This window comes from Kribbella polygonati, from assembly GCF_050320105.1.
Taxonomy (GTDB): domain Bacteria; phylum Actinomycetota; class Actinomycetes; order Propionibacteriales; family Kribbellaceae; genus Kribbella.
The window spans coordinates 3,119,980-3,144,472 of sequence record NZ_CP190129.1 but is presented as its reverse complement, the minus strand read 5'-3'; the positions used below and the strand labels follow the sequence as shown (position 1 = coordinate 3,144,472).

At 69.0% G+C, this 24,493-nt stretch carries 22 protein-coding genes; 9 read left to right on the top strand and 13 right to left on the bottom strand.

Going from position 1 to position 24,493, the window contains the following annotated elements; genetic code table 11:
* Positions 1-55: 55 nt before the first annotated feature.
* The 4 genes from ACQHIV_RS15035 to ACQHIV_RS15020 are packed head-to-tail and all read right to left on the bottom strand — an operon-like array spanning position 56 to position 2,667.
* Complete coding sequence (locus ACQHIV_RS15035) at positions 56-778, bottom strand: SIR2 family NAD-dependent protein deacylase (protein ID WP_427894732.1); 723 nt, start codon at positions 776-778, stop codon at positions 56-58.
* Positions 775-1,329 carry a GNAT family N-acetyltransferase gene (locus tag ACQHIV_RS15030; RefSeq protein WP_427894730.1) on the bottom strand — a complete coding sequence of 185 codons (555 nt, stop codon included), beginning with the start codon at positions 1,327-1,329 and terminating at the stop codon, positions 775-777. Before ACQHIV_RS15030 ends, ACQHIV_RS15035 begins: the two co-directional genes overlap by 4 nt.
* A 13-nt stretch (positions 1,330-1,342) precedes the next feature.
* Positions 1,343-1,555, bottom strand: a complete 213-nt coding sequence (locus ACQHIV_RS15025; protein ID WP_427894729.1) for a sulfurtransferase TusA family protein — start codon at positions 1,553-1,555, stop codon at positions 1,343-1,345.
* Entirely contained in the window at positions 1,552-2,667 is a 1,116-nt protein-coding gene (locus ACQHIV_RS15020) for a cysteine desulfurase family protein (protein WP_427894727.1), read from the bottom strand. The genes ACQHIV_RS15025 and ACQHIV_RS15020 overlap by 4 nt, the downstream gene beginning before the upstream one ends.
* Before the next feature lie 94 nt (positions 2,668-2,761).
* On the opposite strand from ACQHIV_RS15020, the gene coxB reads away from it, so the two are divergent.
* From coxB to ACQHIV_RS15000, 4 genes are all read left to right on the top strand, one after another.
* Positions 2,762-3,649, top strand: a complete 888-nt coding sequence (coxB, locus tag ACQHIV_RS15015; RefSeq protein WP_427894726.1) for a cytochrome c oxidase subunit II — start codon at positions 2,762-2,764, stop codon at positions 3,647-3,649.
* Positions 3,650-3,720: 71 nt separating this feature from the next.
* A complete protein-coding gene (gene ctaD, locus ACQHIV_RS15010; protein ID WP_427896494.1) occupies positions 3,721-5,406 on the top strand; it encodes a cytochrome c oxidase subunit I in 1,686 nt (561 codons plus the stop codon).
* The gene (locus ACQHIV_RS15005) at positions 5,403-5,798 is read left to right on the top strand and encodes a cytochrome c oxidase subunit 4 (protein WP_427894724.1); all 396 of its coding nucleotides are present in this window, start codon (positions 5,403-5,405) and stop codon (positions 5,796-5,798) included. The genes ctaD and ACQHIV_RS15005 overlap by 4 nt, the downstream gene beginning before the upstream one ends.
* 196 nt (positions 5,799-5,994) lie before the next feature.
* The gene (locus ACQHIV_RS15000; RefSeq protein ID WP_427894722.1) at positions 5,995-7,242 is read left to right on the top strand and encodes a L,D-transpeptidase; all 1,248 of its coding nucleotides are present in this window, start codon (positions 5,995-5,997) and stop codon (positions 7,240-7,242) included.
* 49 nt (positions 7,243-7,291) lie between these two features.
* Here the strand turns inward: ACQHIV_RS15000 and ACQHIV_RS14995 are convergent, their stop codons facing one another.
* On the bottom strand, positions 7,292-8,113 hold the full coding sequence (locus tag ACQHIV_RS14995; protein WP_427894720.1) for an alpha/beta fold hydrolase: 822 nt from the start codon (positions 8,111-8,113) through the stop codon (positions 7,292-7,294).
* Between the two features lie 40 nt (positions 8,114-8,153).
* Between ACQHIV_RS14995 and ACQHIV_RS14990 the strand changes: the two genes are divergently transcribed.
* On the top strand, positions 8,154-8,618 hold the full coding sequence (locus ACQHIV_RS14990; protein WP_427894718.1) for a MarR family winged helix-turn-helix transcriptional regulator: 465 nt from the start codon (positions 8,154-8,156) through the stop codon (positions 8,616-8,618).
* Between the two features lie 60 nt (positions 8,619-8,678).
* Here the strand turns inward: ACQHIV_RS14990 and ACQHIV_RS14985 are convergent, their stop codons facing one another.
* Genes ACQHIV_RS14985 through ACQHIV_RS14970 form a run of 4 tightly spaced genes read right to left on the bottom strand, consistent with a single transcriptional unit; the run spans position 8,679 to position 12,863 of the window.
* Positions 8,679-10,352: a cytochrome b gene (locus tag ACQHIV_RS14985; protein ID WP_427894716.1), complete on the bottom strand. Its 1,674-nt coding sequence runs from the start codon at positions 10,350-10,352 to the stop codon at positions 8,679-8,681.
* Entirely contained in the window at positions 10,349-11,401 is a 1,053-nt protein-coding gene (locus ACQHIV_RS14980; RefSeq protein WP_427894714.1) for a Rieske 2Fe-2S domain-containing protein, read from the bottom strand. The genes ACQHIV_RS14985 and ACQHIV_RS14980 overlap by 4 nt, the downstream gene beginning before the upstream one ends.
* Complete coding sequence (locus tag ACQHIV_RS14975; RefSeq protein ID WP_380198356.1) at positions 11,398-12,264, bottom strand: cytochrome bc1 complex diheme cytochrome c subunit; 867 nt, start codon at positions 12,262-12,264, stop codon at positions 11,398-11,400. The genes ACQHIV_RS14980 and ACQHIV_RS14975 overlap by 4 nt, the downstream gene beginning before the upstream one ends.
* Entirely contained in the window at positions 12,261-12,863 is a 603-nt protein-coding gene (locus tag ACQHIV_RS14970; protein WP_427894712.1) for a cytochrome c oxidase subunit 3, read from the bottom strand. Before ACQHIV_RS14970 ends, ACQHIV_RS14975 begins: the two co-directional genes overlap by 4 nt.
* A gap of 142 nt (positions 12,864-13,005) precedes the next feature.
* Here ACQHIV_RS14970 and ACQHIV_RS14965 point away from each other — a divergent pair, with 142 nt between their 5' ends.
* From ACQHIV_RS14965 to trpD, 3 genes are read left to right on the top strand one after another with little or no spacing between them, the layout of a single operon-like run.
* Positions 13,006-13,923: a cytochrome c oxidase assembly protein gene (locus ACQHIV_RS14965; RefSeq protein WP_427894710.1), complete on the top strand. Its 918-nt coding sequence runs from the start codon at positions 13,006-13,008 to the stop codon at positions 13,921-13,923.
* Between the two features lie 46 nt (positions 13,924-13,969).
* The gene (locus ACQHIV_RS14960) at positions 13,970-14,389 is read left to right on the top strand and encodes a hypothetical protein (protein WP_427894708.1); all 420 of its coding nucleotides are present in this window, start codon (positions 13,970-13,972) and stop codon (positions 14,387-14,389) included.
* 4 nt (positions 14,390-14,393) lie between these two features.
* Positions 14,394-15,434, top strand: a complete 1,041-nt coding sequence (gene trpD, locus ACQHIV_RS14955; RefSeq protein ID WP_427894706.1) for an anthranilate phosphoribosyltransferase — start codon at positions 14,394-14,396, stop codon at positions 15,432-15,434.
* 42 nt (positions 15,435-15,476) lie between these two features.
* On the opposite strand, the gene ACQHIV_RS14950 is transcribed toward trpD, so the two are convergent.
* The 4 genes from ACQHIV_RS14950 to ACQHIV_RS14935 form a co-directional block, all read right to left on the bottom strand.
* Positions 15,477-16,214, bottom strand: coding sequence for a hypothetical protein (locus tag ACQHIV_RS14950; RefSeq protein ID WP_427894705.1), 738 nt, complete (start codon positions 16,212-16,214; stop codon positions 15,477-15,479).
* A 1,207-nt stretch (positions 16,215-17,421) separates the two neighbouring features.
* A complete protein-coding gene (locus tag ACQHIV_RS14945) occupies positions 17,422-20,697 on the bottom strand; it encodes a hypothetical protein (RefSeq protein ID WP_427894704.1) in 3,276 nt (1,091 codons plus the stop codon).
* 122 nt (positions 20,698-20,819) lie between these two features.
* On the bottom strand, positions 20,820-21,104 hold the full coding sequence (locus tag ACQHIV_RS14940) for an Lrp/AsnC family transcriptional regulator (RefSeq protein ID WP_380198338.1): 285 nt from the start codon (positions 21,102-21,104) through the stop codon (positions 20,820-20,822).
* Positions 21,105-21,194: 90 nt separating this feature from the next.
* Entirely contained in the window at positions 21,195-22,988 is a 1,794-nt protein-coding gene (locus ACQHIV_RS14935) for a DEDD exonuclease domain-containing protein (protein WP_427894701.1), read from the bottom strand.
* 174 nt (positions 22,989-23,162) lie between these two features.
* Between ACQHIV_RS14935 and ACQHIV_RS14930 the strand changes: the two genes are divergently transcribed.
* Complete coding sequence (locus ACQHIV_RS14930) at positions 23,163-24,470, top strand: NYN domain-containing protein (RefSeq protein WP_427894700.1); 1,308 nt, start codon at positions 23,163-23,165, stop codon at positions 24,468-24,470.
* Positions 24,471-24,493: the final 23 nt, after the last annotated feature.

Here is a 24,493-nt window from a genome sequence, read left to right as displayed (position 1 = left end):
CGTCTGATGCCCGGGACGGTAGCGGTCGGGTTTTACCGTGAGGAGGCCTCGAACATCACGGTAAGGTCACGAGGTCCGGGAGCGTCGTCTCGATCGGCGTATGCAGCACGGTGGTCGCATGCTCGTCGTACGGCGTCGGCTGCGCGTTGAGGATGACCAGCGGCTTGCCGGAGTTCAGCGCGAGGTCACACAGGCCCGCGGCCGGGTAGACCTGCAACGACGTGCCCACCGCCAGGAAGAGGTCTGCTGCCTCGGTAGCGGCAACAGCTCGGTCCAGCACCGACCTGTCGAGCGACTGGCCGAAGGAGATCGTCGCGGACTTCAGGATGCCGCCGCACACCTCACAGACTGGGTCTTCCTCGCCGGCCTCGAGCCGGGGGAGTACGTCGGCCATGGGGAGCCGGCGCTCGCACTGGAGGCAGTCGACGTACCAGACCGTCCCGTGGAGCTCATGGACCAGCTCTGGCGACGAGCCGGCCTTCTGGTGCAGGCCGTCGACGTTCTGAGTGATCAGTCCGGTCAACCGGCCCTGGCGTTCAAGCTCGACCAGGGCCAGGTGGCCTGGGTTCGGCTTAACCTCCCAGACCGGTACGGCGAGCCTGTGCTTCCAAGTGGCCACCCGTACTTCCCGGTTGTCGACGTACTCTTCGATGTCGAACATCGCCTCGGCGGCGGGGTTCTTCGTCCACACACCCTCGGGCCCGCGGAAGTCGGGGATGCCGGACGCCGTCGAGATCCCAGCTCCGGTCAGTACGGCGATGCGGTCGGCTCTGATCACACCCCCGACGGTATCCATTCGGGGGCCAGGACGGACATCACGATCTCGTCCACCCACTCGCCGTCCCAGAGCAGCGCGTCCCGCAGTACGCCTTCTCTTTTGAACCCGGCCTTCTCGTAGGCGCGCTGGGCGCGCGGGTTGAAGGCGTAGACGCCCAGGCTGATCCGGTGCAGGCCCAGCTTCTCGATGCCGTAGCCGACGATCAGCCGGGTCGCCTCACTGCCAAGACCGCGGTTCTGGCCGGCCGGGCCGATCAGGATGCGGAAGCTGCAGGACTGGTTGTCGGGGTCCCACTGGTTCAGCACGGCCTCGCCGACGGCCACGCCGGACGCCTTGTCGACGATCGTGAGGTCCAGCCGGTCGGTCTGGTCCTTGCGGGTCCGCATCCACTCGCGGGCCTGCTCCTCGGTGATCTCGCCGTGGCTGCCGGTGAAGCGGATCACGTCCGGGTCGTCCATGGCCGCGGCCAGCGCGTCGTAGTCGCCGTCGTCCATCGGGCGCAGGACCACCAGGTCGCCGGTCAGCGTCGGCTTGGACGCGAAGTCGGTCACGCCGCGCAGTGTGTCAGCTGACCCGTCGGACGACGTACTGGTTTTCGGCGGCCGACACCAGCTCCTGTGAGCGCATCCGGCACCAGGCTGGGATGTCCGTGGCGGCCGCCGGGTCGTCAGCCAGCACGGTAACGGTGTCGCCGACGGCAACGGTTGGCAGTGTCTTGGCAAGCTTGATCACAGGGAGTGGGCAGAGCAGGCCGGTGCAGTCCATGTCCACGTTCACATCCCCACCTCCGCACGGATGCGCTGCACGATCCCCGGCAGCACCGCACAGAACCGCAGTACGTCGTCATGGGTCGTGTCGCGCGCCAGAGAGAGCCGGACGTTGCCGTGGGTCAGTACGCCCATGGCCGCGAGTACGTGCGACGGCCGCAGCGTGCTCGACGTACAGGCGGATCCACTGGAGACAGCGAAGCCTTGCGCGTCCAGGGCGGTCACCAGAGCCTCACCGTCCACGTAAAGACACGAGAACGTGAGTACGTGCGGTAGCCGGTCCTCCGGGTCACCTACTACCTCCACGTCCGGTACGTCCGCCGCCACACTCTGCCGTACTTCGTCCACCCAGGCCCTGTGCTGCTCGTTGAGCTCCTTGGCCTCGGCCAGCCTCGCCTGCAACGCTGCGGCCGCGGCCAGCGCGTTCGGTACGTTCGGGAAGCCGGGGGAGAGGCCGTCCTCCCGCTCGTCCATCGGCCACGCCGGCGCGATCCGCGTGCCCTTCCGTACCGCCAGCAATCCCACACCGGCCGGCCCGCCCCACTTGTGCGCACTTGCCGCCAGCATCGACCAGCCGCCAGGTACGACGTCGCGCCCGATCGAAGCGGACGCGTCAACAAACAGTGGTACGTCGCCGCACGCCGCGGCCGCCTCCTCGACGGGTTGACGTGTCCCCACCTCGTGATTCGCCGACTGCAGCGCGGCCACGGCCACACCGGGCCGCCGTACCGCCGCCGTGAACGCGTCCAGGTCCACCCGACCCAGCCGGTCCACCCCGACCTCGACGGCGTCCGCACCGGCCGTGTGCAGTACGGCGGAATGCTCGACGGCGCTGTGCACCACCGACGTACCGGCCCGTCGCCTGGCCGCCCGTACCGCGGCCAGCCCGTCCTGGATCGCCGCCGTACCGGAGGTGGTCAGATACAGCTCGTCCGGCCGCGCGCCGACCGCGTCCGCGAGCACCGCGCGGGCGTTGTCCAGCAGCAGTCTCGCGGTCCGTCCCTCGTGGTGCAGCCGGACCGGATCGGCCCATCCGGAATCCACTGCCGACAGCAACATTTCCCGTGCCGCCGGGTGCATCGGCTCGGCCGACGCGGCGTCCAGATACGCACGTTCGCTCACGCGGGAAACGCTAAGCCCTACCTCTCCGCAAGATCGGGGAAGGGGTCCAGTAGTGTTTGGTCGTCAGTCTCACTTGGGAAGGGAAAGGCGCCCCGTGGGTTCGAACGGCACGCCCGGAGTGGAGGAGCGACCGGCAGGTTCTGCCGGCGCCACACGTCCGGCGAAGCGACGCCTGCTGGTCGGTGCGGCAGTGGTGCTCGGCACCACGCTGCTGACCGGTTGTTCGTCGGCGACCACTGAGCAGTGGAAGCGACTCGGTCTGCCCGAGGGCGCCTCGGACCGCACCGAGGCGATCAGGAGTCTGTGGATCGGCGCGTGGACCGCCGCCCTGATCACCGGCGTGCTGGTCTGGGCGCTGATCCTGTACTCGTCCGTGCGGTACCGCAAGCGCAACGAGGACGCGCCCCGGCAGGTGCGGTACAACCTGCCGCTCGAGGTCCTGTACACGCTGGCGCCGTTCGCGATCATCGGCGTGCTCTTCTTCTACACCGTCGAGCACGGCAACACGGTGACGAAGATGGACGCCAACCCGCAGCACACCGTGAACGTGGTGGGCCAGCAGTGGCAGTGGACCTTCAACTACAAGGACACCGTCGACGGGCAGCAGGGCGTCTGGGAGACCGGCACGCTCGACAAGCCCGCGACGCTGTGGCTGCCGGTGAACGAGTCGGTCCACTTCGACCTGACCTCGCCGGACGTCATCCACTCCTTCTGGGTGCCGTCGTTCTACTTCAAGCTCGACGTGATCCCGGGCCGGACCAACAAGTTCGAGCTGACCCCGACCAAGACCGGCACCTTCGCCGGCAAGTGCGCCGAGCTCTGCGGGCTCTACCACAGCCGGATGGTCTTCAGCGTCAAGGTGGTCACCCGGGCCGAGTACGACCAGCACCTGAAGGACCTGGCCGCCAAGGGCCAGACCGGAGCCGCCACCGGTGGCGCCGACGCAACCACCATTCCCGGTTCAGGGGAGGGCGAGAAGTGACCGAGTTCGCCGAGCGCACCGGCGCCATCGGTAGCACCACCGCGCTGCCCCGGCGGCGCAGCAAGGGCCAGATGCTGGTCAAGTACCTGACCACGACCGACCACAAGCTGATCGGGCACATGTACCTGGTCACGTCGTTCGCGTTCTTCCTGATCGGCGGCGTGATGGCGCTGCTGATCCGCGCCGAGCTGGCCAAGCCCGGTCTGCAGATCGTGAACGAGGAGGTCTACAACCAGCTCTTCACGATGCACGGCACGATCATGCTGCTGCTGTTCGCGACCCCGCTGTTCGTCGGCTTCGCGAACGAGATCATGCCGCTGCAGATCGGTGCCCCGGACGTCGCGTTCCCGCGGCTGAACATGTTCAGCTACTGGCTGTTCCTGTTCGGCGGCCTGATCACGATCAGCGGCTTCTTCACCCCGGGCGGCGCGGCCGACTTCGGCTGGTTCGCCTACGCGCCGCTGTCCAACGCGGTCCGCTCGCCGGGTGTCGGCGGCGACCTGTGGATCATGGGTCTGTGGATGGCCGGTCTGGGCACGATCCTCGGTGCGGTCAACTTCGTCACCACGATCATCACCATGCGGGCACCGGGCATGACGATGTTCCGGATGCCGATCTTCACCTGGAACATCCTCGTCACCTCGCTGCTGGTGCTGATCGCGTTCCCGATCCTGGCGGCGGCGCTGCTGGTGCTGGAGGCGGACCGAACACTCGGGGCCCATGTCTTCGACGCTGCCAATGGTGGGCCGATACTCTGGCAACACCTGTTCTGGTTCTTCGGGCATCCCGAGGTGTACATCATCGCGCTGCCGTTCTTCGGCATCGTCACCGAGATCCTGCCGGTCTTCAGCCGCAAGCCGGTCTTCGGCTACATCGGGCTGGTGAGCGCGACGCTCGGCATCGGCGTGCTGTCGATCGCCGTGTGGGCGCACCACATGTTCGTCACCGGCGCGGTGAACCTGCCGTTCTTCTCGTTCATGACGTTCCTGATCGCCGTACCGACCGGGGTGAAGTTCTTCAACTGGATCGGCACGATGTGGGGCGGATCGATCTCCTTCGACACGCCGATGCTCTGGTCGGTCGGGTTCCTGACGACCTTCCTGTTCGGCGGCCTGACCGGCGTCATCCTGGCCTCGCCGGCGCTGGACTACCAGCTGTCCGACTCGTACTTCGTGGTCGCGCACTTCCACTACGTCGTCTTCGGCACCGTGGTGTTCGCGATGTTCGCCGGGTTCTACTACTGGTGGCCGAAGTTCACCGGGCGGATGCTCGACGAGAAGCTCGGCAAGCTGCACTTCTGGCTGCTGTTCATCGGCTTCCACACGACGTTCCTGGTGCAGCACTGGCTCGGCGTCGAGGGCATGCCGCGGCGCTACGCCGACTACGGCCCTAACGAGGGCTTCACCACGCTGAACGAGGTGTCCAGCGTCGGTGCCTTCATCCTGGGCGCGTCGATGCTGCCGTTCTTCTACAACGTCTACAAGTCGCGCAAGTCGCCGAAGGTCGGTGTCGACGACCCGTGGGGCTGGGGCCGTTCGCTGGAGTGGGCGACCAGTTCGCCGCCGCCGCGGCACAACTTCGCGAAGCTGCCGCGGATCCGTTCGGAGTCGCCCGCGTTCGACCTGCACCACCCCGAGCTGTCCGTGGCCGACCGCCCGGTGAGCGCGACCGGGTCGGACAACCTGCTCGCCACCGATGATCAGAAGCCGATCGCGGAGGCCGGGCAGCCCGAGACCGAGGGGAAGGACGAGGCGTGAAGGTCGAAGCCTGGGTCTTCGGGATCCTGAGTGTGTTCCTGGTCATCGTCACGCCGATCTACTGGCTGATGTCGGAGGACCCCACCGGGACCACCGCGCTGGTGATGACGTTCTTCCTGTCGCTGCTCGTGGCGTTCTACCTGAGCGTCACGGCCCGCCGGATGGACGCCCGCCCGGAGGACCGCAAGGAGGCGGAGGTCGTCGACGGAGCCGGCGAGCTCGGCTTCTTCCCGCCGCACTCCTGGTGGCCGCTGTGGTGCGCGCTGACGCTGTCGGTCGTGGTGCTCGGCATCGTGTTCGGCTGGTGGCTGTTCATCGCCGGTGTCGGCATCGGCATCGTCACGCTGAGCGGTTTCATCTTCGAGTACTACCGCGGTGACCACGCTCACTAGTTGAGAGTCGTACGAAAAACGCCGTCCGGGAACGAACCGGGCGGCGTTTTCGTGCGTCTTAAGGGTGTTGTGGGCACGGAGGGTTGTGGTCCGTACCGGTACGGTTGCGCGCGATGCAGGGAAATGTCGCCGCGGCAGGCTACCCTTTACCGCGGTTGACTAAACAGGGGAGAACTGGGGAATGGTGAGCGGTTCGGTGAGGAAGCACGGCCTTGCCGTGGCGGGAATCTGTGTCCTGCTGCTGGCCGGTACGGCGTGCAGCGACACGAAGGCCAACGGCAGCGGTACCGGCGGGCAGTCGACGCCCGGCGCCTCGACGTCGCAGAGCAGTACTCCGGGCGCCTCGAGCACGCCCGGTGCGTCGAGCACGCCGTCGGAGACCAATGCGGCCGCCAGTATCGCCGTCGTGCCAGCCAAGGGTGCCACCTCGGTGCAGCCGGACAAGCCGGTGACGGTCACCAGCACGGGCGGCAAGCTCACCGCCGTCACGGTCAAGGACGGCGACGACAACACGATCGCCGGCAGCTTCAACACCGACAAGACCCAGTGGACGTCGACCGACCTGCTCAAGCCGGGTACGTCGTACACGGTGAGCGGCTCGGCCGAGGGTACGGACGGCGGTAGCGTGCCGATCAGTTCGACCTTCAAGACGCTGAAGGCGTCCAGGAGCCTGAAGGCCTCGATCTCGCCGCTGAACACCTCGACGGTCGGCGTCGCGTTCCCGATCCAGATCTACTGGAACAACCCGGTCAAGGACCGTGCCGCGGTCGAGAAGCGGCTCTCGGTCAAGACCTCGGTCCCGCTCGACGGCAGCTGGCACTGGGTGAACAGCTCGCAGGTCAACTACCGGCCGAAGAACTACTGGCCGACCGGCACGAAGGTGACGGTGAACGTCGACACCCAGGGCGTGAACGCCGGCAACAACACCTGGGGCACGAGCAGCCGGACGATCAAGTTCACGATCGGCAACTCGGTGGTCAGCCACGTCGACGTGAAGAAGCATGTGATGACCGTCACGATCAACGGCAAGCTGGCCCGGACCATCCCGATCACCGCCGGCAAGGACGGGTTCACCACCCGCAGCGGCGTCAAGGTGATCATGGAGAAGTTCACCACCAAGCGGATGGACGCGGCGACCGTCGGCATCAAGCCCGGCGACCCGAACTACTACAACATCCCGGACGTGAAGTGGGCGCAGCGCGTCACCAGCTCCGGCGAGTTCATCCACGGCGCACCGTGGTCGGCCGGCAGCCAGGGCAGCGCCAACGTCAGCCACGGCTGCGTCGGCATGAGCCTCGCGGACGCCAAGTGGTTCTTCGACCAGACCCTGACCGGCGACCCGGTCACCGTCACCGGCACCAGCCGCACCATGGAGCCCGGCAACGGCTGGACCGACTGGAACACCACCTGGGCCGCCTACAAGGCCGGCTCCGCGCTGTCCTGACCCTCCGAACCCCAAGCCCCCTTCCTGCCCACCGGCGGGAAGGGGGCTTTCAGTTGAAGTACTTCTGTAGTTCGGGCACGACCTCGTCCGCGTGGAGGGACGGGAGCGAGTGGTGGGTTGCGGTTTTGAGGGGTACGACGATGGCGCCGGGGCTGAGTGTGGTGATGCGTTGGGTCAGGCGGGTGGCGTCGTGGCTCTTGCTGCGGGTGGCGACGAAGACCAGGGGAGCGACCGTACCCAGCTGGTCGTCGGTGGGGCGTTTGGTGCGGACGAACGGCGTCGACGGCTGTTCCGCGGCGAGGCCGGCCAGTTCCAGGACTTGAGGATCCAGCGGGAGCCCCTGGGTCTCCCAGCGGAGGAACGCGGCGCTGCGGGCCCGTGAGGGTCGTAGGAGGGCCGGTAACGCTCGGAGGACGTAGGGGACGCGCAGCCCGAGGTAGCAGTCGGTCGGGTCGATCAGTGCGAGACGGTCGACCCGGTACGGCTGGGCGATCGCGTACGTGAGCGCGATCCAGGAGCCGTACGAGTGGCCGCACAGCGCGGCTCGCTCGATCCCGAGGCCGTCGAGCACGTTCGTCAGCCAGCTGTGCAGGTTGTCGGGTGTGCGCGGTTTCCGGCCGGTGTTGGCGCTGCGGCCGGCGTCGACGATCAGGTCGACGGCGTACACCCGGTGGTCCTTCGCGAGTTCCGGCGCCACGGTGAACCACACCGGCGAGGTCGCGCCGTGGCCCGGCAGCAGGACGACGGGCGGGCCGTCCGCGGGGCCGCACGCGTTGACGTGCGTTGTACCGAACTCGTCGGTCAGCTCGAGCTGCTCGGCGGGGACGTTCCAGCGGGCGAGGAGTGCGTCGTACGCGTCCTGGAAGCTCATGTTGCCGAGAATAGCTCACTGAGTGAGGTAAATTGCGGGCATGCGTGAAGGAGTGATGCCGGCGGACCCCGAGCGGGCCGCCGCGCTGGAGTTGGTGCACCGGCTGCGGGAGGTCGCGCTCAGGCTGGAGCTGGCGATCGGGGAGTTCGCCCGTACGACGGGACTGCACGGGACCGACGTACGGGCGCTGGTCCGCCTCCTGGACGCCGAACGCGCCGGGGTGGACGCAACACCCAGCTGGCTCGCCCAACAGCTGGGAATGACCTCTCAGGCGACAACAGCGGTCATCCACCGCCTGGAGTCCGCCGGCCACATAGAACGTCTCAGAAGCCGCTCAGACGGCCGCAGCACCCACCTACAGGTCTCCGACAGCGCCGTAGAACTCGGCTGGCACTTCTTCGGCCCTCTCCTCAACCGGATGACGGCCAACACAACCCAACTGACCCCAACCGAGCAGGCGTCTATCAGCCACTGGCTGACAGCAATGGCCGAGGCGATCGGCTGACCGCAAAACGAAACGGCCCCGGGCGAGTGCCCGGGGCCGTTTCGGTTGTTGCGATGAGCGTCAGGAGTGGTCGCTGGTGACCTCGCGGTAAGTCTCCGTGTCCTCCGTCAGTTCGTGGATCTCGTCGGCGTCGTGAGCGTGCTCGTGCGCCTCGGCGATCTCCTCCGCGGTCGGCTTCTGTACCGCGTCGGCGAAGTACCACCGCGACAGGGCGGCGCGGGCCTTGTTCAGGGCCCGGCGCGGGGCGCGGACGCCGTTGTCGTCGGTCTCCGGACCGATCTCGTGCGGTACGACGCGGTCCCGCGCGGTCAGCGAGTAGGCCTCGAACGTCGAGATCGGCTGGTGCTTCTCGGTGTACTTGCCCTCCGCGTCCCGCACGATCACGCCGGTCTCCAGACCGTGCAGCAGCCGCTCCTCGTCGGCCCGCTGCAGCGCGATCGCCCAGCGGCGGGTGATCCAGAAGGCCACGATCGGGCCGAGGATCACGGCGAACCGCAGGAACCAGGTCACGCTGTTCAGCGAGATGTGGAAGTGGGTGGCGAGTACGTCGTTACCGCCGCCGACCCACAGCAACGCGTAGAACGTGATGAACGCGACGCCGATACCGGTCCGGGTCGGGACGTCCCGCGGCCGGTCCAGCAGGTGGTGCTCACGCTTGTCCCCGGTGATCCACCCCTCGATGAAGGGATAGAGCGCGACCAGCGTGACGAACGCCGGCGGAACGATCAGCGCCGGGATGATCAGGTTCCAGCTCAGCGTGATGCCCCAGAAGTGCGACTCGAACCCGGGGAAGATACGCACCGAGCCTTCCAGCCAGCCCATGTACCAGTCCGGCTGCGAACCCGCGGTCACCGCGGCCGGGTCGTACGGCCCGTACAGCCAGACCGGGTTGATCTGCATCAGCGCGCCCATCAGCGCGGTGATGCCGAAGACCACGAAGAAGAAGCCGCCGGCCTTGGCCGTGTACACCGGGAACAGCGGGTAGCCGACCACGTTCTTCTGCGTCCGGCCGGGACCGGCGTACTGCGTGTGTTTGTGGTACACGACCAGGAACAGGTGGACCGTGACCAGGGCGAGGATGATGCCCGGGATCAGCAGCACGTGGGCGATGAAGAACCGGGAGACGAAGTCGCCGCCGGGGAACTCGCCGCCGAAGATGAAGAAGTTCATGTACGTGCCGATCACCGGCGACGCCTGGATCATGCCGTTGGTGATCCGCAGACCGGTACCGGACAGCAGGTCGTCGGGGAGGCCGTAGCCGATGAAGCCCTCGATGATGCCGAGGAACAGCATCCCGAACCCGATCAGCCAGTTCAGCTCACGCGGCTTGCGGAACGCGCCGGTGAAGAACATCCGGAGCAGGTGCACCATCATCGCGGCGATGAACAGCACGGCCGCCCAGTGGTGGATCTGCCGGATCAGCAGGCCGCCGCGGATGTCGAAGCTGAGGTTCAGCGTGGAGGCCATCGCCTCCGACATGTGCACACCCTTGAGCAGGCTGTACGAGCCGTTGTACGTGACCTCGGCCATCGAGGGCTTGAACCAGAAGGTCAGGAACGTGCCGGTGAGGATCAGGATGATGAAGCTGTAGAGCGCGATCTCACCCAGCATGAAGGACCAGTGGTCCGGGAAGATCTTCCGTAGGTTCTTCTTCCCGATCTTCGCGATGCCGAGGCGGTCGTCGAACCATTTGACCGGTCCGGGGAACTCTGTGTTTGTTGACACTGTTGTCACCCTCGTTCGAAGAAGCTCGGGCCGACCGGCTCGGTGAAGCCGCTCTGCGCTACCAGGTAGCCCTCACTGTCCAGTGCCAACGGTAGCTGAGGCAGTGGCCTGGCCGCAGGGCCGAAGACGACCTTTGCCCCGTCGGACAGGTCGAAGGTCGACTGGTGGCAGGGGCAGAGCACGTGGTGCGTGGTCTGCTCGTACAGCGAGATCGGGCAGCCGACGTGGGTGCAGATCTTCGAGTAGCAGAGGATCCCGTCGATGCCCCAGTTCTCCCGGCCGGGCTTGGTGCGGATCTCGCTGGGCTTGATCCGGACCATGATCACCGCGGCCTTCGCCCGGGCGTTCTGGTAACCGACCGGGTCCTCCTCCTGCATCGGGGCGAGGTTGGCCGGCGCGCCGTTCACGAGTTGGCCGACGACCAGGTCGGACGGCTTGATCGGGCGGTTCGTGATGTCGTTGACGACCCGGATGCCCTTCGCCCAGATCGTGTTGTACAGCGCCCGGCCCGGCAGCGGGCCGAGGTCGCGGAGCAGCACGATGGCCGGCAGCCCGAGGACGCCGAGGGCGCCGATCAGCGAGTTCCGGATCATCTTGCGGCGGCCGAAGCCGGACTCCGCGGCGCCCTGCTGGAACGCCTCGGTGATCTCGGCGATCTGCTCCGGCGACGAGTGCGCCGCGTGCCGGTCCTCGGCGATCTCCTCGTCGACCATCAGCTTCTTGGCCCACTGGATCGCGCCGGCTCCGATCAGGAACAGCGCGAGCCCGATGCACAGGCCGATGACCATGTTGTTCGCGTTGCCGGACAGCGGGCCGAACACCAGGATCGAGTGCCGCGGGATCGCGAAGTAGGCCACGCAGGCGCCCAGCACCAGCAGCGTCGCGATGCCGAACATCGCGGACACCTGGCGCTCGACGCGGTCGGCGGCCTTCGGGTCGATGTCGGTGATCCGCGGTTCGTGCGGCTCCAGCCCCGGGTCCGGGATCGGCTCCGCCACCTCGAGCGCGGAGCCGTGCGCTTCCTCCGCCTTCGCCGGGAGGTTCTTCTCGTCGCTCATTCGGCCTTCGCTCCCTTGGCCTTGACGCCCTTGGCGCCGATCCAGACCGCTACGGCGACCAGCAGGCCGATTCCGACCACCCAGCCCCACAGACCCTCGGAGACCGGGCCGAGCCGGCCGAGGCCGAAGCCGCCCGGGTTCTTCTGGCTCTGCAGCGCCTTCAGGTAGGCGATGATGTCCTGCTTGTCCTGCGGCTGCATGACCTGGTCGGAGAAGACCGGCATCTGCTGCGGGCCGGTCAGCATGGCCTCGTAGATGTGCTTCTCACTGACGCCCATCAGCGACGGCGCGTACTTGCCGTTCGGCAGCGCGCCACCGCTTCCGGCGAAGTTGTGGCACGCGGTGCAGTTGGTGCGGAACAGTTCGCCGCCCCGGGTGACCTGCTCGTCGGTGGCCTTGCTCACGTCGTACGAGTCCGCGGACGGCACCGCCGGGCCGGGGGCCAGCGAGGCGACGTACGCCGCCAGGGCCTCGATCTCGGCCTGCGAGTAGACCGGCGTCTTCCGCGGGATCTGCGCACCCGGCTGCTGCGCGGGCATCCGGCCGGTGCCGACCTGGAAGTCGACCGCGGCCGCTCCGACGCCGATCAGCGACGGCGCGGTGAACTTGCCCCCGCCGTTCGTGCCGCCCTCGGCGTTGAGGCCGTGGCAGCTGGAGCAGCCGACCGCGAAGAGCTTCTTGCCCTCCTCGATCTGCTGCGACTGGGCCGAGTTGTCCGCCACCGCGTTGTCAGGGGCGAAGGCGGCGTACGCCGAGCCGACTGCGAGGAGGCCGAACAGGAGCACGACGAGGCCGGCGGACCGGTGCCGTCGTCGCGCGGAGAGAAAGCGCGCCGGTGACAAGGGATTTCTCTTCTCACTCATTTGAGCAGGTAGATGGTCGCGAACAGGGCGATCCAGACCACGTCGACGAAGTGCCAGTAGTACGACACGACGATCGCCGAGACGGCCTGTTCGTGGGTGAACTTACGAGCCATGTACGTCCTGGCCAGGACGAACATGAAAGCGATGAGGCCGCCGGTCACGTGCAGGGCGTGGAAGCCGGTCGCCAGGTAGAACACCGATCCGTACGCGTTGGACGAGATCGTCAGGCCCTCCTGCACCAGACCGGTGTACTCCGTCACCTGACCGGCCACGAACACCGCGCCCATGAGGTAGGTGAGGATGAACCACTCACGCATGCCCCAGGCGCGGACGTTCAGCAGCGAGCCGGTGCGGCCGACCCGGCCGTGCTCGGCCGCGAAGACGCCGAACTGGCAGGTGAACGACGAGAGCACCAGGATCGTCGTGTTCACCGCGGCGAACGGGACGTCCAGGTGCTCGGTCATCAGCTTCCAGAGCGTGTCCGTTCCGGGAGCGGCGGCGGCGGTCGTCACCGACCGGATGGTGAAGTACGCCGCGAACAGGGCGGCGAAGAACATCAGTTCGCTCGAGAGCCAGACGATCGTGCCGACACTGACCATGCTGGGACGGTCGGCATGACCGTGTTCACGAGACGCTGGGAGCGCGGTTGCAGTGGCCACGCGGTCATTATGTCGGTCCTTGCGTTCAGCGCTACGACCACCCCCGTGCATGTCGTCAACCGGCTGTTCCTACTGTGGGACGGTGCTTCCCCTTCACGCCTCGCCGGGCGACCGGATCGAGCCGCTCACGGCGGGCCGGTTGCTGACGGCATGGACCTTCGAACCCGTGTTACTCGGCGTGATCGTGGTGCTCGCGACGCTCTATCTGTACGGCGTGCACAAGCTGCGGAAACGGGGCGACAAGTGGTCCCGCGGCCGGACGTTCGCGTTCGTGGGAATCGGTCTGGGCAGCGCCGTGATCGCCACCCAGTCCGCGCTCGGGACGTACGACACGGTGCTGATCAGCGTGCACATGGTCCAGCACATGATCCTGTCGATGCTGACGCCGCTCGCGCTGGCACTCGGCGCCCCGGTCACGCTGGCGCTCCGGACGCTGCCGCAGCAGCCGCGGAAGTGGTTGCTCTCCGTGCTGCACTCGCGGTTCGCGAAGGTGATCTGCTTCCCGCTGATCGGGTTCACACTGTTCGTGCTGAGCCCCTGGGCGCTGTACTTCAGCGGCTGGTACGACGCGACGCTGCGGTCGACCGTGCTGCACGACCTGCTGCACCTGCACTTCATTCTTGTCGGATCGCTGTTCTTCTGGCCGCTGCTCGGCCTGGACCCGGTGCCCGGGCGGGTGATCTACCCGTTCCGGCTGTTGATGACGTTCCTCACGTTGCCGTTCCACGCGTTCCTCGGGATCACGATCATGTCGGCGAACAAGCTGATCGCCGAGGACTGGTACACCAGCTTCGACCGGTCCTGGCCGCCGTCGCCGCTGCACGACCAGTACCTCGCCGGCGGGCTGCTGTGGGGCTCGGGCGACATCGTCGGCGTGGTCTTCTTCGCCGTACTTTTCGTCCAGTGGGTGCGGGCGTCGCAGCGCGAGGCGCGCCGCGAGGACCGGCGTCTGGACCGCTTGGAGGAACAGGCTCGCAGGGCCGGACAGGTGCCCCGGTAGCATTCGGGTGTCCAGTCTTCTTCAGAACAAAGCTTGGGATGGATCGATGAGTTCAGAGCGTCCGCTGAGGGTCCTGGTCTACAGCGACGACCGTACGACGCGGGAGTCCGTCCGGCTGGCCCTCGGCAAGCGGCCGACGGCCGATCTGCCCGAGCTCGAGTACGTCGAGTGCGCGACCGAGCCGGCCGTGATCAAGACCATGGACAAGGGCAAGATCGACCTGGCCATCCTGGACGGCGAAGCCGTTCCGGCCGGCGGGCTCGGGATCGCGCGGCAGCTGAAGGACGAGATCTTCCAGTGCCCGCCGGTGCTGGTGCTGACCGGCCGCCCGCAGGACGCGTGGCTGGCGACCTGGTCGCGGGCCGAGGGCGCGGTGTCGCACCCGATCGACCCGCTCAAGCTCGCCGAGGTCACCGCCGACCTGCTCCGGCAGCGGGTCGCAGCGCTCCCCGCCATCACCTCCTGACCCGATGGGTGCCTACACCTGGCCCCAGGTCATCGGGCCGCTGCTGCGGCACGAGGACCTGGAGGCCGCCGCCACCGCGTGGGCGATGGAGCAGATCCTGTCCGGGGCCGCGACGCCGGCCCAGCTGGCCGGGTTCGTGATCGCGCTGCGGTCCAAGGGCGAGACAGTCACCGAGGTCGAGGGACTCGTGCAGACGATGCGCGAGTTCGCCACCCCGATCAGCGTCCCCGGCCGGACGCTGGACGTGGTCGGGACCGGCGGGGACCAGGCCCACACCGTCAACATCAGCACGATGTCGGCCATCGTCGCGGCCGGTGCAGGGGCGAAGGTCGTGAAGCACGGCAACCGGGCGGCCTCGTCCGCGTGCGGTGCCGCCGACGTACTCGAGGAGCTCGGCATCCCGCTCGACCTCACCGGGCCGCAGGTGGCCGAGGTGGGGGAGCGGGCCGGGATCACGTTCTGCTTCGCGGCCGCGTTCCACCCGGCGCTGCGGAACGCCGCCGTACCGCGCCGCGAGCTCGGCGTACCTACGACGTTCAACCTGCTCGGCCCGCTGGCCAACCCGGGCGACCCGTCGGCACAGGCCGTCGGCGTCGCGGACGGGCGGGTGGCCGGGCTGATGGCCGGAGTACTGGCGCGGCGCGGGATCGACGCGCTGGTGTTCCACGGCGACGACGGGCTCGACGAGTTGACCACGCGGACGACGTCCCAGGTGTGGAGCGTCGGCGGCGGCGAGGTCGACGGGCCGGTCACGCTCGATCCGCGCGAGCTCGGCATCGAGCCGGTGGCGGCGGACGCGTTGAAGGGCGCGGACGCGACGTACAACGCGAAGGTCGTGCGGGCGCTCGTCGAGGGCGAGCCCGGGCCGGTGCGGGACGTCGTACTGCTGAACGCCGGGGCGGCGCTGGCGGCGTACACGCCGGTGGCCGGCACCGTGACCGAGCGGATCCGGACCGGGATGGACCGGGCCGCGGAGGCGCTCGATTCCGGTGCCGCGAAGGATGTGCTCGACCGGTGGATCGCTGCTTGCGCCTCGGTTCGCTGAGCTTTTGAAGGGGGCCGGCCTTGGGTCGGCCCCCTTTCGCGTTTACTTGTTGATCTTGATCTGGCTGACCTTGGTGCGCCAGACGTTCTGCCACGCCGGCGTGGAGCCGGCGATGTCCGCCACCGACACGTCCGCCGTACCGTCACCGCGGTCGACCACCGCGATCATCACGGTCGAGTACGTTTCGGCCAGCTTCGGGACCTTGACGACCACCTTCGCGACGATCTCGTGGCCCGGGTGGCCGTTGACCGTGATCGCCTTGTGCTGGGTGCCCTTCATGAGCTGCGCGTTCTTGTCGTACAGGTTGGTGATCGCGGTGACACCCACCTGGATCGCGGCCGCCTTCAGCCCGGCCGGCGTGTTCTTGTACGGAACCTCCGGCGGAAGCTGGCCGAACGCCGTGTAGTTGCCCCAGCTCGCGCCCTTGCCGTCGTAGTTGTTGTGCACGGTCAGCCAGATCGCGCCGGCGCCCCACAGACCGGTCCGCTCGACCGAGTTGCCCCAGGCGGAGCTCATGATCGGCATCGTGTCGGTGTTCGCGGCAACGATCTCGGTGCCGATCACCTTGCCGTACGGCGTTTCCGTCTTGGTCGGCTTGGCCGACGGGTTGACGGTCTCGAGCGGCTTGCCCGTGGATGGGAGCGCGACCGGAGTGAGGGCGTCGGCCTTGTTCCAGATCCAGCCGGCGCTCAGCCCGGTAGCCGCGAGCGCGACCACCACCAGCACGACGGCCCCAACAGCCCGAGCCCGCCCGTTCCCACCGGCCGACCCACCACTCAACCACCCACCAACCCCGGAATGCGCCCCAGCAGCAGCACCGTGCCCGCCGATGGGACGTCCAGGCGCGCCCGTGGGAGCACCCCGCCCGTCGGTGGGACCACCGTGGCCGGCCGTAGTCTGCCCGCCCACGTAAGCGCCGTGGGCTCCTGCGGGCGTGCCCTGCCCGGCCGCGGGAGCGCTGTGCCCGCCGGTGGGAGCGTTGTGGGCTCCAGCGGGTGTGCCCTGCCCGGCCGCGTGCCCTCCGGGCGGCTGCGCATACGGCCCTGCGGCCCGTGCGATCACCTCCGTGAACGCCGGCGGCACCTGCTGCCCACCGTGCGCACCACCACCCTGCCCAGGCCCGCCGTACGGCCCACCCTGCGGACCGCCTGCACCCTGCGGACGCCCCTGCCCGGGGTGTTGACCACCCTGCGAGCCCATTGCCTGCGCCTGCCAGCCGCTCGGCCGCTGTCCTGGCTGTTGGCTCGCCTGCTGCGGCATCCGCTGTGCACCCCAGGCCTGTCCGCTCTGCGGCGCGCCTGGTGTCTGGCCGGCTTGTCCGCTTTGCGGTTGGCCAGGCTGGTTGTGCGGGGACCGCTGTTGCTGTTGACCGGAGCCTGCCGGGGGAGCCGCGTGCTGCGGGCGTGGCGGTTGGGGTCCTGGCTGCTGAGCACCCCACGGCTGCTGGCCGATCGGTGGTTGCGGAGCGGCAGGCTTCTGCTGTTGGCTCCACGGCGGTTGGCCAGGTGCCTGTGTCCCGGGCTGCGGGCGGCTGTCCGGCTGCTGCGAACCCGCCTGCCGGCCACCCGCGTACTGGCCGCCTGCCTGCTGGCTGGTCGGCCCGGGCGGTTGGGGTGTGCGGGAGTGTTGGGCGCCTGCTTGCTGGGCAGGCGGTCCGGCTGGTGCGCTCGGCTGCTGTGGGCCGAGGCGCTGGCTGGTTGGCTGTTGGTTGCCCGCGTCCGCTTGCGGCCGTGGCTGCTGGGGTGGCGCTGCGTGTTGGGGGCGGGCCGGGGGTGGGGGCGGTGGTGCTGGGGCGGGGGACTGGCCGAAGAGGGCGTCCGAGGACGGGGAGTCCTGAGGGGCCGGCTGGTTGGGGAGGGGCGCCGGGGCGGGGGGTGCTACCGGCGTACCTGCCAGGGGGTCGCCTGCCGCGGGACGTGCCTCGCCGCCCGCGGTGCCGGCGTACGGCTCACGGCCGTCCTCGGGAGGCGGGGTCTGGTTGTTGTTGTCAGCCAACTTGAATTCCCTTAAAGGCCTCGTCTGCGGCCGCTTTCAGATCCGGGCGGTTGGTCGGGATCTCACTGATGTACGCGACCGCCGTACCGTCGCCGAGGTCGAACACGGCGACCGTCAGGGTCAGCACGCGGTCGGTGACCTTGGCGGCGGTCGTGCTCACGGTCTGCTGGACGAACCAGCCGGACTTGTCGGTGCGCTTCACGGCGCCGTTCGCGAGCGGCTTGAAGGTGACCGGGATGTTGCCGTACAGGCCGCCGTCGCGCAGCTGCGCGGACAGCGACAGCGCGGTCGCCTTCGGGTCGCCGGTGAACCCGGCGCCGGTACCGAGCCCGCCGACGAAGATGTCCGCGGACCAGTCGTCCGAGCCGACGGCGCTCTCGGTCAGTACGACGCGCTGACCGTACGAGTTCTGGAGTTGCTGGACCAGCCGGATCCGTTCCGACCACGGCGGCTTCTGGCGCGGGAACGAGATCGCGGTCGACGCGATCCGGCCGTCGCCCTCGTGCAGCTTCGGGTTCTTCGACTGGCCGGGCGTGGTCCCGCCCGTCGGTCCGGGGGACGCGCTCTGGGTCGGCGTACCGGTCGGGTCGGGGTTCGCGGTCGTGTCGTCGTGCTTGGTGAGCAGGACGATCGCGGCGACGATCAGCAGTACCACCGCGACGCCGCCGGCGATCACCAACGGCAGTTTCCCGCCGAACGGGCCGCCGCCACCGGGGCTCTTGGACTTCTTCGTCTTGCCCTTGTCGCGCTTGCCGACGCCGGAGCTCAGGTCGGCCTTGCCGCCCCAGGCTTCGTTCGCGTCCCCACCCCAGGCTTGCTGCGGGCCGTTCTGCTGCTGGTTGGCGTTCTGCTGACCCCACGGGCCTGACTCTTGTACGCCGTGCTGGTCGCCGACGCCCCAGACCTGTTGGGGCTGCTGCTCGGTGTTGGGCTGCTGAGGGCTCCAGTTCTGGTTCTGCTGGGGTTGCTGGTTCCAGTTCTGGTTGGGGGCTTGCTGGTTGTCCCAGCCCTGGTTCGCGGGTTGCTGGTTGTCCCAGCCCTGGTTCTGGTTGGTGGGCTGCGGGTCGGGCGCGGGCTGGTTCTGGGTTGGGTTCTGGTCGCCCCAGAGCTGGACGGGCTGGTCCGGCGTGGGGTCGGTCGACTCGGGAACGGTCCAGAGCGGGCCGGCCTTCTCCGGGGTCGCCAGGTCGTCCTCGTCGCTGGCCTCGACACCCCATGCGGGTACGTCGCTCGCCACGTCGGCCTGTGCGTCGCCGCCCTGGCTGCCCCAGTCGGGCTGCGGAGTCGCTGCCTCGGAGTCGTCGGCCGCCAACCGGGCCGCTTCTTCATCCGCGGCGGTCTGGGCCGGCGACTCATCCACCGTTGGTGTGTCGGCTGGTTGAGCAGGCGCTGCGCTCGTTGAAGCGTCCGCCTGTGCTTCGACCGTTTGCTGTGCGGCTACTGCTGCGGTGGTCGCAGCGGTCGGGGCGAGTCTGAGGGCGGGGGTGGCGGGTTGTTCCGGTTCTGGTTCCGCGGTGGCGGCGAGGGCGGCCTCGGCGGCTTGGGCCTCGGCTACGTCGCGTTGGGTCCAGTGTTCGGCGGGGGCGGGGGCGAGTACGGGGGCGCCCCAGGTGGCGCGGGCGCGTTCCGCCGGGGAGGGGCCGTTGTCCGGGGTCGGTACGCCGGGGAGCTGGACGTCGGCGTACGACGAAGACTCCTGCGGCTGGGCGTACTCGTCGGGGCGCGCGGGCTGGGGGGATTCGTGGGTGTACTCGTCGGGGGAGACGGCGCGGAGGTGCGGGCCGTCGGTTGCGGGGGCGGTGTTGCCGGACGGTGGTGTGGACCAGAGTTGCGGGGTCGCGGACGGTTGCCACCAGCCGCCGTCGGACGGGGTGTCCGGCGGGGACGCTTCAGCGGCGCCCACCGATCGCAGGCCCGACGTACGTGCGCTGGGCGCGCCCGTGTCGTCCGTCGGCGCGGGAGACGACTGAGCCTCCGGCTGGGTTTGCTGCGGCTGTACGCCGTCCACCGGCTGCACCGGCTGCACCGGCTGCACCGGCTGCACCGGCTGCGCTGGCTGTTCCTGGGACGGCCAGGGCTGTTGTTGCTGGGCGGGCTGCTGGTGCTGGTCTGGGGCGGGTTGTTCGTAGGACGTGAACTGGTCAGCCCCCCAGGGCTGCTGGTTTGCGGACCACGGCTGCTGGGGGGACTGCTCGTGGACCGGGAACTGCTGGCCGGACCACGGCTGCTGCTGGGTCTGTTCGACGTCGGGGGAGGACTGGTCGCCGGACCACGGCTGGACCTGGGTCTGCTCAGCGTCCGGCTGTTCGTACGACGTGAACTGGTCAGCCGACCACGGTTGTTGGTCGGCGGACCATGCTGGTTGCTGGGTCGGCCATTGGTCGTTGGTGGGTTGTTGTTGGCCGGGCCCTGGCTGGATTTGGGTTTGTTCGGTGTTGGGGTCGGGCTGTTCGGGCGCGGTGAACTGGTCGGCGGACCATGGCTGTTGGTCGGCGGACCATGCTGGTTGCTGGGTCGACCATTGGTCGTTGGTGGGCTGGTGTTGGCCGGACCATGGCTGGATCTGGGTTTGCTCGGCGTTGGGGTCCGGCTGTTCGTACGACGTGAACTGGTCGGCGCTCCACGGCTGCTGGTTGGCGGACCAGGCGGGCTGGTTCGAGTCCGCAGCGGTGGAGTGCTGGTCCGGCGGCTGGATCTGGGTTTGCTCGGCGTTCGGGTCCGTGGGTTGGTCGTAGGACGTGAACTGGTTAGCACCCCAGGACTGCTGATCCGCGGACCAGGCCGGCTGGTTGGGGTTGGGCTGCTGGTTCGCGTTCCAGGACTGTTGATCGGGGGACCAGGCCGGTTGGTCGGGCGGGCTGGAGTGCTGGTCCGGTGGCTGGATCTGGGTTTGTTCGGCGTTCGGGTCCGTCGGTTGGTCGTACGACGTGAACTGGTTGGCGCCCCAGGACTGCTGGTCCGCGGACCAGGCCGGCTGGTTGGGGTTGGGCTGTTGGTTTGCGTTCCAGGTCTGCTGGTCGTTCGACCAAGCCGGTTGGTCGGGCGTGGTGGAGGGCTGCGGCGGCGTGGCGGCGCGGGAGGGGGCCGGGGTTGTGTCCGGCTGGGTGGGCTCGGGTACGGCGGGGTGTTCCGCGGTGACCTCGGCGGTGAGGCGGTCGGCCTGGTCCTCGTGGTCGGTGCGGTTGGTCCACTTCGCGCCGTCCCAGAAGCGGATGGTTTTCGGTTGGCCGGTGGGGTCCGGGTACCAGCCGGCGGGTGGGTTGCTCATCCGCGTCCTCGCTGCACCGTCGGCGCGCACGCGCGGACCTGCTCGGCGACGAACTGACCCCAGACGTTCATGTGCTCACCGTAACTTCAGCTCGTGTCAGTCGGACCGGAACGGACCGGTCCTCAGACACCGTCCTCGCCCAGGCTGAAGGCTGCTTCGAGGTCGTGGCTGGAGTACGCGCGGAACGCGATGTGTGTCTCGGTGCTGAGCACGCCGGAGACCCGGTTCACGTGCTCGGGGATGACGGTGGCCAGGTCGTCGTGGCGCGCGACCCGGACGAGCGCGATCAGGTCGAGCCCGCCGGTCACGGAGTACACCTCGCTGACGCCGTCGATGGCGGCCACCGCCTCGGCGACCTCCGGGATCCGTGCGACGTCGGCCTTGATGAACACGATCGCGGTGACCATGCCGTCCTCTCCTCTACTACCCCTGACGTGCGCTGAGTCCTCACGCCTCGACCCGCGAAAGCATAGTGCGGTCGAGGCCGCGGGGCCTGGCTAACCCACCCGGGCCGGACCCAGCGGGCGCAGGTGGCGGCGCCGTTCGGTCGGGTGCTGGTGGAGGTCGCTGTGCGCGTTGTCGAGGCGGGTCAGGTGCCGCCCGGCGCCGCTGACCGGGCAGGTCCAGGTGCCGTCCATCTCGACCAGGCGGACGCCCGGGAGGTCGAGCCAGCGCAGGATCAGCTCGATCTCCTCCGGCGACGCCGTCGCGAGCGGGCCGATCCCGGGCAGCACGGTCTCGGCGGACGCCCGGAGCATCTCCAGGTGCCGCCGCGGATCGGTCCCGCGCGGGCTGAACCCGGCCGCCGCGAGCCGGCCGCGCCGGATCACGTGCAGCTCCCACCCGCCGTCGTCGGTACGCCGTGCCGCGCAGATCTCCGCGCATCCGGTCACCGACGCCATCCGCTGCATCCGCGCCGAGCTCCGCACGAACGCGCTCAACCGGTCCCGGTGCACGGCGGCGTCCTCGAACCGCTCGTCCGCCGACAGTACGTCGATCCGCCGGTCCAGCGCGTCGACGACCGGCGTCGGGTCCACAGTCAGCGCGGACCGCAGCCCGCTGACGAACTCGCCGTACGAGTCCGCCGAGATCCGCCCGTCGCACGGCGCCACACACCGCCCCATCTCGGCCAGCACGCACGGCGACAGAGCCGGCCGCTTGGACATCCGCGCGGTGCACTGCCGGATCGGGAACGCCTCGTGCAGCGCGGCCATCGCCCGCTCGGCGGTCTTCCGCGAGCTGAACGGGCCGAGATACCCGGCGTCGTCGTCGCGGACCTGTTTGACCAGCGAGAGCCGTGGAAACGGCTCGACCGTGACCTTCAGCCAGTGCTGCCGCTCGGGGAACTTGGACTTCCGGTTGTACCGCGGCTTGTGCTCCGCGATCAGCCGGAGCTCGCGGACCTCGGCCTCCAGCGGCGTGTCGCACTCGATCCCGCGGACCGCGGTGGCGATGCCGACCATCTCGCCGATCCGGTTCCGGGTCTCGGAGGCGGTGAAGTACGAACGGACGCGGGTGCGGAGGTCCTTCGACTTGCCGACGTACAGCACCTCGCCGCGGTCGTCGGTGAACAGGTACACGCCCGGTGCGTGCGGCAACGACTCGGCCAGGTGCCGCTTCTTCCGGACCGCGGGCGCGACCCGGGACGAGAACGTCTGCAGGTCCTCCAACGTTTGCACGCCCAACGACCCGACCCGCTCGAACAGCCCGTGCAGCACGTCGACGGTGGCGCGGGCGTCGGACAGCGCGCGGTGGTTCGGCGTGGTCGTGGTCCGGAACAGTTTGGCGAGGGTGCCGAGTTTGCAGTTCGGCGCCTCGTCCGGGGTGATCACGCGGCGCGCCAGCAGCGCGGTGTCGACGACCGCGAAGTCGGGCCAGTCGTACCCGTGCACCTGGGTCTCGTGTTTCAGGAAGCCCATGTCGAACGGCGCGTTGTGCGCGACCATCACGCAGCCGTGCGCGAACTCCAGGAACGCCGGCAGCACCGACTCGATCCGCGGCGACGAGGCAACCATCAGGTCGGAGATGCCGGTCAGCACGGCGATGAACGGCGGGATCGGCTCGGACGGGTTGACCAGCGTCTGGAACTCGCCGAGCACCTCGCCCGAGCGCACCTTCACCGCGCCGATCTCGGTGATACCGCCCTCGCCCGGCGGATTGCCGGTCGTCTCCAGGTCGACGATGCAGAACGTGATGTCGCGCAGCGGCGTACCCAGGTCGTCGAAACTGTGCTGGACGCCGCGGATCGGCAGCTGCGGATCCGCGGCCTGGGCACGTCCTGGGCTGGTCATGGCCACGACGCTAGGAGCCGCCACCGACAATTCCGCGGGTGACACGCCTGCGAGTCGACTAGGCTCTCTGTATGCGTACACAGGCGATCACCGTGAATCAGGGCCGGAGGGCCGTTCACTGTGGTCTGCGTCACCGGCCGTTCCCGGTCGCCGTACCAGCCGGACTGCGGACCGGTGACTGAGGCCGGCACCGCCGCGAGCTCTGCCGCCACGACTCTGCCTGAACCGGTCCGGCAACGCGTCCTGACCCTCGCCGCGCACGCCCTCGGCCAGCTCCCCGCGACCGACGTCCCGGCCCCGCTGCGCCGGTTCGCCAGCTTCGCGCCGGCCAAGCGCGCGAAGCTCTCGGCGTCGGTGCTCGGACCGATCCTGGAGACCGACGACCACTTCCGGAAGCTGACCGCGTTCGAGGTACGGCGGGCGCACCCGGAGCTCGGCGACGCGGTCGCGGACGGCGTACCGGTGCCGGCCGCCGACCCGGTGGAGGTGGCCGCGCTCGCGTACCTGCTCCGTCCGGACGACTGGGAGCACCATCTGGCAGCGGTCGCGCAGGTCCCGGTGGAGAACCCGCGCGCCGACGCCGAAGCCGTCCATCGGCTGTCCGACCAGCTCGACCAAGCCCGCACCGAGACCCGTCAGGTCCGCGAACGGCTTCGTGAACAGGTCAACGAGCTGAAGGCCGAGAACGTCACGCTCCGCCGCAAACTGAACGAGGCCCGGCAGCGGATCACCGGTCTGCACACCGAGCTCGAGCAGCGCACGAAGGAGGCCGCGTCCGCCGACGAGCGGGTCGACGCGGCCCGCGCCGAGGTCGACCGCGAGCTGCGCAAGCTCCGCGCCCGCATCACCGAACTGGAAGCCGTCGAGCACGCGGCCCGGCGTACGGCGGGACAGGAGCGGGAGCTGGCGACGACGCGCACCCGGCTACTGCTGGACACGTTGCTGGAGGCAGCCAGCGGGCTGCGCCGTGAGCTGGCGCTGCCGCCCGGGGGAGAGCTCCGTCCGGCGGATACCGTGGCCGGCTCCGAGCCCGACGCGGCCCCGGTCGGGCGTACGGCGCCCGAGGACGATCCGGCGTTGTTCGACGAGCTGCTGTCGTTGCCGCAGGTGCATCTGATCATCGACGGGTACAACGTGACCAAGACCGCCTGGCCGAACTCGCCGTTGCACTCGCAGCGGCAGCGGCTGGTGACCGCGCTGGGGGCGTTGGTGGCACAGCGTCGCGTCGAGGTCACGGTGGTGTTCGACGGCGCGGAGCTGTCCGGGCCGGTGCAGCTGAACCCGCCGCGCGGCGTCCGCGTCCGGTTCAGCCCGGCCGGGGTGATCGCCGACGAGGTGATCCGGCAACTGGTCCGCGCGGAGCCGCCGGGCCGCCCGGTGGTGGTCGTCTCCACCGACCGCGAAGTTGCCGAAAGCATCATCAAACTCGGCGCCCGGGCCCTGTCGTCGGCCAGCCTGGTGGCACGCATAGCTCGCACGTAGGAGAAAAACTGTCGGTGGGGTTC